5 protein-coding genes are annotated in these 7,129 nt (G+C 41.9%); 1 reads left to right on the forward strand and 4 read right to left on the reverse strand.

Annotation, left to right across the window (positions count from 1 at the left end; genetic code table 11):
• Positions 1-160: 160 nt before the first annotated feature.
• Positions 161-538, reverse strand: coding sequence for a phosphomannose isomerase type II C-terminal cupin domain (locus IM496_RS15830; RefSeq protein ID WP_194014276.1), 378 nt, complete (start codon positions 536-538; stop codon positions 161-163).
• Between the two features lie 351 nt (positions 539-889).
• Positions 890-2,173 carry a flotillin family protein gene (locus IM496_RS15835; RefSeq protein WP_149975649.1) on the reverse strand — a complete coding sequence of 428 codons (1,284 nt, stop codon included), beginning with the start codon at positions 2,171-2,173 and terminating at the stop codon, positions 890-892.
• A gap of 125 nt (positions 2,174-2,298) precedes the next feature.
• On the opposite strand from IM496_RS15835, the gene IM496_RS15840 reads away from it, so the two are divergent.
• A complete protein-coding gene (locus IM496_RS15840) occupies positions 2,299-3,813 on the forward strand; it encodes a SagB/ThcOx family dehydrogenase (protein ID WP_194014278.1) in 1,515 nt (504 codons plus the stop codon).
• Between the two features lie 81 nt (positions 3,814-3,894).
• On the opposite strand, the gene dndE is transcribed toward IM496_RS15840, so the two are convergent.
• Positions 3,895-4,293, reverse strand: a complete 399-nt coding sequence (gene dndE / locus IM496_RS15845; protein ID WP_002735106.1) for a DNA sulfur modification protein DndE — start codon at positions 4,291-4,293, stop codon at positions 3,895-3,897.
• A gap of 512 nt (positions 4,294-4,805) precedes the next feature.
• On the reverse strand, positions 4,806-6,791 hold the full coding sequence (gene dndD, locus IM496_RS15850; RefSeq protein WP_287662508.1) for a DNA sulfur modification protein DndD: 1,986 nt from the start codon (positions 6,789-6,791) through the stop codon (positions 4,806-4,808).
• Between the last annotated feature and the right edge of the window lie 338 nt (positions 6,792-7,129).

Here is a 7,129-nt window from a genome sequence, read left to right on the forward strand (position 1 = left end):
TGAGGTAGTCAGTTACCTAATTTTCAGGGAAAAAGTACCTGAATTTTACCCCCGATCCCTCCAATGGTCGGCACTTTTTGAGGTCAAAAAAGTCTAAAAGCCTTATCCAACAAGGTTTTTAGATTTATTCAGCAAGCCCTATATACGGGAGAAAACTGTCCTATTCTCCATCATCAAAACGGTGAATATCATCATCTCCTAAATATTCGCCATTTTGCACCTCAATCATCACCAGAGGAATAGAACCGGGGTTTTCCACCCGATGACGGGTATTCATGGGAACATAGGTAGATTCTTTTTGTTTGAGGAGAGTTTCTTTTTCATCACAGATTACCCGCGCTGTACCCGAGACGACAATCCAGTGTTCACTGCGATGGTAGTGCATTTGGGTACTCATGTGATGGCCGGGTTTAATGACAATGCGATTGATGCGATACCGCGGACCTTCCTCCAATACCGTCACCGTTCCCCAGGGGGGAGTTCGCGTCATTTCTATGTCTTGGGGAGAAGGGGAGGGAGCATTAATTAAGTCATCCATGGCGGTGGTCTCCAAACTTGATCAACATTCTAGTGGACAATAATCAGTAATCAGTAATCAGTAATCAGTAATCAGTAATCAGTGAACAGACAGGACTTTTACTGCCATTTAATACTGCTCACTTAATACGATTTTTCTAAAGTAATGGCAGAGATAGTTAATTACCCTCACCCCCAACCCCTGTCCCAGAAGGGTAGAGGGGATTAGGATGCCTGCCACAAATAAAGAAAAATGGTACAACACTCTATCCTCCTACTGATAACTGATAACTGATAACTGATAACTGATAACTGATAACTGATAACTGATAACTGATAACTGATAACTGATAACTGATAACTGATAACTGATTCAGGAGGGCAATTGTTTAAAATCAAAATTTGTGTCTTTGCCCTTGACAGATGGCTCGGTTTGTGCTAAACGATTAGCCATTTGTACCAGATCCACTCCGGTAGCTTGACGCAATTGTTCGGCAAAGGCAGTCATTTTCGGGACAAGATTACCATCACCCCCGTCCACTACCGTCACCGTTTGCACCTGCACTTCTGGGACACTAGCGACCATTAATTTAAGCAATAACTCCAATTTTTGGTATAAAAAGATGTTTTTAGCGTTATTTCCGGCTCCTTGCCAAGAGGCCGCTAGTTTTTTGGTTCCTTCCGCTTGCGCTTTCCCCTGTTCGATAATTTTGGCCGCTTCCCCCCGGGCTTTTGCGATCGCTTGTTGACATTCCGCTGCCGCTGGGGCGATCACATCTGCTTGTAATTGCTGTTTCACCTGCTTAATTCGGGCAGTTTGTACCGCCACTTCTGCCTGTACTTTAGCTAAATCGGACATAACCACCGATTCTACCTCAGCAATCATGGCGCCGCGCTTAGTTTGAGTGTCGCGCACCCGTTTTTCTGCGTCAGCTTTGGCTATTTCTAAATCTTTTTGGATACGACGCAAAGCGGTTAGGCGCTGATTCTCGGAAGCCTTGATAATCGATGTTTTTCGGGCTTTTGCTTCGGCTATCCGGGCATCTCTCTGTAATTCGGCTTTCTGCTTCCGTCCGATCGAATCGAGATAACGCACCTCATCGGAGATATTCTGGATCTGCAAACTATCCAAAACTAAACCCAATTTTTCTAGATCCTGTTCCGCTTCTTCTAGGAGACTTTTAGCGAAAGCAATCTGATCGGAGTTCGCTTGTTCTGGGGTTAAATTCGCCAAGACACCGCGCAAATTCCCCTCTAGGGTTTCTTTCGCCAGTTGTTCGATTTCCTTGCGTTTCTTGCCCAATAAACGCTCGATCGCATTATGAATAATCGGTTCTTCCCCGGCAATTTTAATATTCGCCACCCCAGTGACGATCAACGGCACACCGCCCTTAGAATAGGCATTAACCACCCTGAGATCGATGATCATGTTGGTCAGGTCCATTCGATACACTTGTTCTAGCATCGGTAAACGAATACTGCTGCCCCCTTTTACCAAACGATAACCGATGGTTTTGCCCGTGGCCGTGGGACGACGACTGCCGGCAAAAATTAAGACTTCGCTCGGTTGACAGATGTGGTAATAGTTACGGATGACTAATAAACCCGCACCTGTGCCTAAACCGAAAACTCCCAGTAAAACAGCGATAATTTCCATAGATTTTATGTGGGTGAAATTGGTGATTATCTTTACTTTTAGCCGATCGACTCTCTGGCTGGTTGATTTTTTGGGGGTCATCGATATTAAACTAAAAAGTAAAGCTTAGACAGCCTATCTTTATCATGCCAGATCAGCCAATCTCGATCGCCCAATACTACCACGAGCGGACCAAATACGACCCCCAGACGATCGCTTCAAAAAGTAAAGGTCTTGATTGGAGTCAACAACCCTATCCCTTCAAAGAATACAAAATCGGTCAGACTTTCGATCTCAAACCCTACCTCTCCCGTCAAACGGTTCCCCAGAAAGGGGACTTTTGGCGACGTATATCGCGAATTTTGGGCTGTAGCTATGGATTAACTGCCAAAATCGCCACTATGGGCAGTCCCTTGTACCTACGTTCTGCACCCTCTGCTGGTGGATTATACCCCGCCGAGGTTTATCTGATCTCCCGTGGCACGGAATTTTTACCCGCCGGTCTCTACAGTTATCAAGGTCAAAGTCACTCGCTGCTTTTATTCTGGGAAAGTGATGTCTGGACCCACCTACAATCTGCTTGTTTCTGGAATCCTGTTTTAGAAAATACCGATATCGCTTTAGTTACCAGTGCCATTTTTTATCGGTCTGCTTGGCGCTACGAAGATCGAGCTTATCGGCGTATTTTCCTCGATACAGGGCATTTATTAGGCAATATTGAGCTATCAGCCTCGATTAATGACTATCGCGCTCATTTAATCGGTGGTTTTAACGATAGCCAGATGAATGAATTGCTTTATCTTGATTCCGAGAAGGAAAGTGTCATGACGGTGATTCCTTTGGCAGATCTGCTCAATATCCGCCAAAATCTCCCCCCTAGTACCACGGCACTCCCTTCGGCAACCACGACTCTTTATCCCAAAATTGCCGAGGGAGAATTATTAAGCTCCCTACAGCGAGCCACTATCATAGCTACAGATGAGAAGATAGAAGCAAATATTACCCCGTCTAATTGGGAAGATAAATATAATTTTCCTTTTTGTCTAAAAGTTTCCGTGACATCCCGTCCCGTCAATTGGGGGCAAGATTTAATCGATCTGGAAAGTACGATGCTTAAACGCAGATCTACCCGCGCTTATAGTGGCGCTAGTCTCAGTTTAAACGAATTGCGAGCGCTGCTGCATTTTACCTATCAACCCCAAGATTATGCCGACCAAAATCTCGATCCCAATCCCGATTATTTTGATCTAGATTTATTGGAAACTTTTATAGCTGTTTCGGCAGTAACTGGATTAGAGGAAGGCTGTTATTATTATGCTCCTAAAGCCCAAGAATTGCGGCAAATTCGCTTTAAAAATTTCCGGCAAGAGTTACATTATCTCTGTTTAGGTCAGGATTTGGGACGAGATGCGGCTGCTGTGGTTTTTCATACGGCGGATCTGTCAAAAGCAGTGGCTAAATATGGCGATCGAGTCTATCGTTATCTTCATGCAGATGCGGGTCATTTGGGACAGAGATTAAATTTAGCAGCTATTCATCTGGGGTTAGGGGTTAGTGGTATCGGTGGTTTTTTTGATGATCAAGTTAATGAAGTGTTAGGAATTCCCTCCGATGAAGCAGTTATCTATATCACTACTTTAGGCCGACCAAAAGTTTTTTAAGGTGAGTTTAAACCATTATAAGGATTAAGTATAAACCACGGAGGCACAAAGAACACAGAGAGGAAGATAGATGATTATTGTTTAAGATTCTCTCAGATTTTCCCTCTCTAATTCGATTAAATTATCGATTTTTTTTAGCTTGGCATCCCCAGCAAGATAACCGATCCCGCGATGTAAATGTAAGCGAAATTGTTGAGTTAGAGTCTCTTTATCGGTTCCTAATCCGTCTTGATGACAACGTTGTTTGAGGGCAATTAAGAAAATATCGGCCATTTCTCCCCCGAATACTTTCCAAGATAATTCTACATTGCTATCGGCAGGAATGGGAACGGGAGAGGGGAGACTCGGTTCAGCAAGGGAACGACAAAAAGCCCAACGACAAAGGATATTCCATTGGTCAATTTTGGTGTAGCGTTTTAATTTTATTAGGCTATCTTTGGCGGTTTGAGATAGTCTAAAACGTTCGATCGGTGATTCCATAATCTATAATTTTACCTCGATCTGACTGATGATAAAATAGTTAGTCATTCTCAATCCTGTTTAATAGGAGAGTGGAAAATGGGGAGTTTTTTTTCAGTGATCAGTAAACAGTAAGTAGTCGTGCAAAATTAATTTCCTAGTGAAGATAGGCAAGAGGCAAGAGACAAGAGGCAAGAGGTGGTTATATATGTGTAATTAATTTTGCTTAGGTACTTACCAAGTTAGGATTTTTACGGGGACACTCTCGGCTAAAATCGGGCATTACTTCCGATTTTATCACTCAATCCAAGCCTTTGGGGGTTCTACCCCCCAAATCCCTAGGGTTGATTCATGGTAGGGTTGATTCATGAATCAACCCTACCCAAACTCCGCGCGCATTAGCTTTTCGGTGGGATGCTTACAGGCTGCTGCTGATAGTCGGCATTTCTGCAAATGTGAGATGCACCCTAGCTGATTCAATGTCTCAAGTTAATCGGGTGAGGATTTTGTGGGAATTTATCTCAGTCATAATCTTACCAAAAGTAACGGTCTGGGTGAATAGTGGTTTGACGTTGCTGGGAATTGTATTCTAGCAGGTATTTTCGGGCGATTACTTCCTGTTCTTCTAATAAGAGTAGCTCATTTTGTCCAATTTCTGTATCGGTAGAAAGGAGGATGACTTGAGAGGAAGCAGCGGGAAAATAACGTTCAACTAAATTATGGCGATGGGAAGAATCTAAACGTCCCAGGGGTGTATCGATAGCGATGGGTAAATCTCGTCCGGAGACTCGCGCTAATCCCCACAAAAAAGCGATCGCTAATAGTTGTTTTTCTCCGGCAGAAAGACGGTGTTTAGGCACATTTTGTCCATCGGGACCAAAGAGAGATAGACCAAAAGTATCAGCATTGATCGCTATTTTCTGCACCAGATCGGACTTATGCAATAAATAACGAAAACATTCCGCCACTTCTCCCTCTAATCTATTTAATTTTTTTAAAGTTAAGCGTTCTTTAAATACTTTTAAAGTTTGCTGTGCTTTGACAATAGCATTGACGATATGTTCGTTACTTTGGGATTCTAAAGCTTTCTCACTATAGGCAAACAATTCTTTTTTCGTTTTCTCAATTTTCTTTTTGATTTCCTCATAATTTTTGTGGCTTTGCTCGTATGCTGCTTGAGCATTTAGATACTTTTTCTGAGCATTTTTTAAGTTATTACTCAGGGTTTCGTATTCTTCGGGAGAGGCTGCTACTGCTAATTCTCGCTCTAAATTATCTAAGTCAGCTTCCAGATTTCTTAATTGTGACCTTGCTTGATGAGCGAGGTTAATTTGTGCCGGTAGTTGATGGGTTAAGACTCGATTTAATAACTCGATCGCCTCCTCGTCTAAATCTAAGTAAGGAGTAATCAAAGAATCGCCATCCTCAGCTAAAAACTGATTTTCTTGCTGTAAAAATTCTCTAATATTATCTAATTGTTCTAAAGTTAAATTCAGTTGTTTTAAATAAGCAAGTAACTTTTTATCTCTGGATTCTAAAACCGATTGAGCGACTTGAGACGATTGAAATTTTAGCTCTTTTTCTCCCTGAATTTTAGCCGCTTCTAGGAGAGGAAAAATTAACTTTAATGGTAAAAATTCCCCTGCTAATTGACCTAAATATTCCCTCTGTTTATCTAACTTTTTATCTACCTCCTTTTTTCTGCTCTCTAATTGACTTCTTTCGGCGGCAATTTTCCCGCCATCAATGCGAAATTTATCCGAGACTGCATCAAAATCATTTCTAACTAAATCTAAATTTTGTTGTTGAGTTTCCATCTCTTGCCGAGCCAATTCTAAATCTTCTTGGTACTCGGCTAATTTTTTCTCGATCTCTTCAATAGTTGCGAGTTCATTTTCTGCTGCTAATAACCGGCGCTTGCGACTAGCTAAAATATCGAGATCAACGGCTAATCTTTCTGCTAATTCTAACCCCAATAAAGTCTGCATCGAATCCTTAACGCTGTCAGGAGGCACATCCTGTTCTGCCAATTCTTTTACCTGTTCCCCATCAAATAAAAACAGGTTAGAAATACCCAAAGGCAATAAAGTTTCAATATATTCATCCCAAGTATTAGCTAAGGCGGGATCGGGCCAATCTTCATCTAAAATACCGAGGGTATCCTTACCATCTTTAGGCTGTTTTGTCCAGTACCTAACGATACGATATTGTCGCCATTGTTCATTAACTAGATGTTCAAAAGCCAGTTCTATTCTAGCCTGATCGATGAGGGAAGCTTGATTATTAACTGCCTGACTAAGAAACTCGGCATAACTTAAATTATTGCGAGTAGAACACTTTGCCCGCGCACCGTACAAAGCCAAACGAATCGCATCCATTAAAGTAGTTTTACCGCCGCCATTCATGCCTCCTAAAAGGATAATCGGACAGGGATTGTTCTCTTTTTCAGGACGTAAATTAATCACTTGACGACCGGCATAGGGTCCAAAATTTTGCAAAACTAATTCAGTAAAAATCATTAATATTCAGCCTTAGTTAAGTCGAAAGTTTAAGGGAATCTCCTGTAACAATTATACCTGACAAAGTGCCGCATATATTTTTTATACCCAAGAGAAAAACCCCAGACTCTATACTATAGCATTGATCACCAGTGCCTAGATATAATTAGATGGGCGTAAAAAACTCTAAGATCTCCCCGCCTGTCGGCACCCCCCTTAATAAGCTGTCCTTTAGTCACATCTTTCTTAACATTTCAAACCTTTGTAGCACAAGGCTTTCAAGACTCGGTTAACAATTTGTAATATTCCTTGTTGACACCCTTACTGACAAAGAAAAAACTGAAATCAAGTCAGGATAA

It is taken from the genome of Microcystis sp. M049S2, from assembly GCF_020245625.1.
Classification (GTDB): Bacteria; Cyanobacteriota; Cyanobacteriia; order Cyanobacteriales; family Microcystaceae; genus Microcystis; species Microcystis ichthyoblabe_A.

Bases quoted from the DNA above. Each gene is read 5' to 3' on its own strand.
- IM496_RS15840 (WP_194014278.1), top strand. From the start codon at position 2,299: ATGCCAGATCAGCCAATCTCGATCGCCCAATACTACCACGAGCGGACC.
- dndD (WP_287662508.1), bottom strand. From the start codon at position 6,791: ATGATTTTTACTGAATTAGTTTTGCAAAATTTTGGACCCTATGCCGGT.
- IM496_RS15835 (WP_149975649.1), bottom strand. From the start codon at position 2,173: ATGGAAATTATCGCTGTTTTACTGGGAGTTTTCGGTTTAGGCACAGGT.
- dndE (WP_002735106.1), bottom strand. From the start codon at position 4,293: ATGGAATCACCGATCGAACGTTTTAGACTATCTCAAACCGCCAAAGAT.
- IM496_RS15830 (WP_194014276.1), bottom strand. From the start codon at position 538: ATGGATGACTTAATTAATGCTCCCTCCCCTTCTCCCCAAGACATAGAA.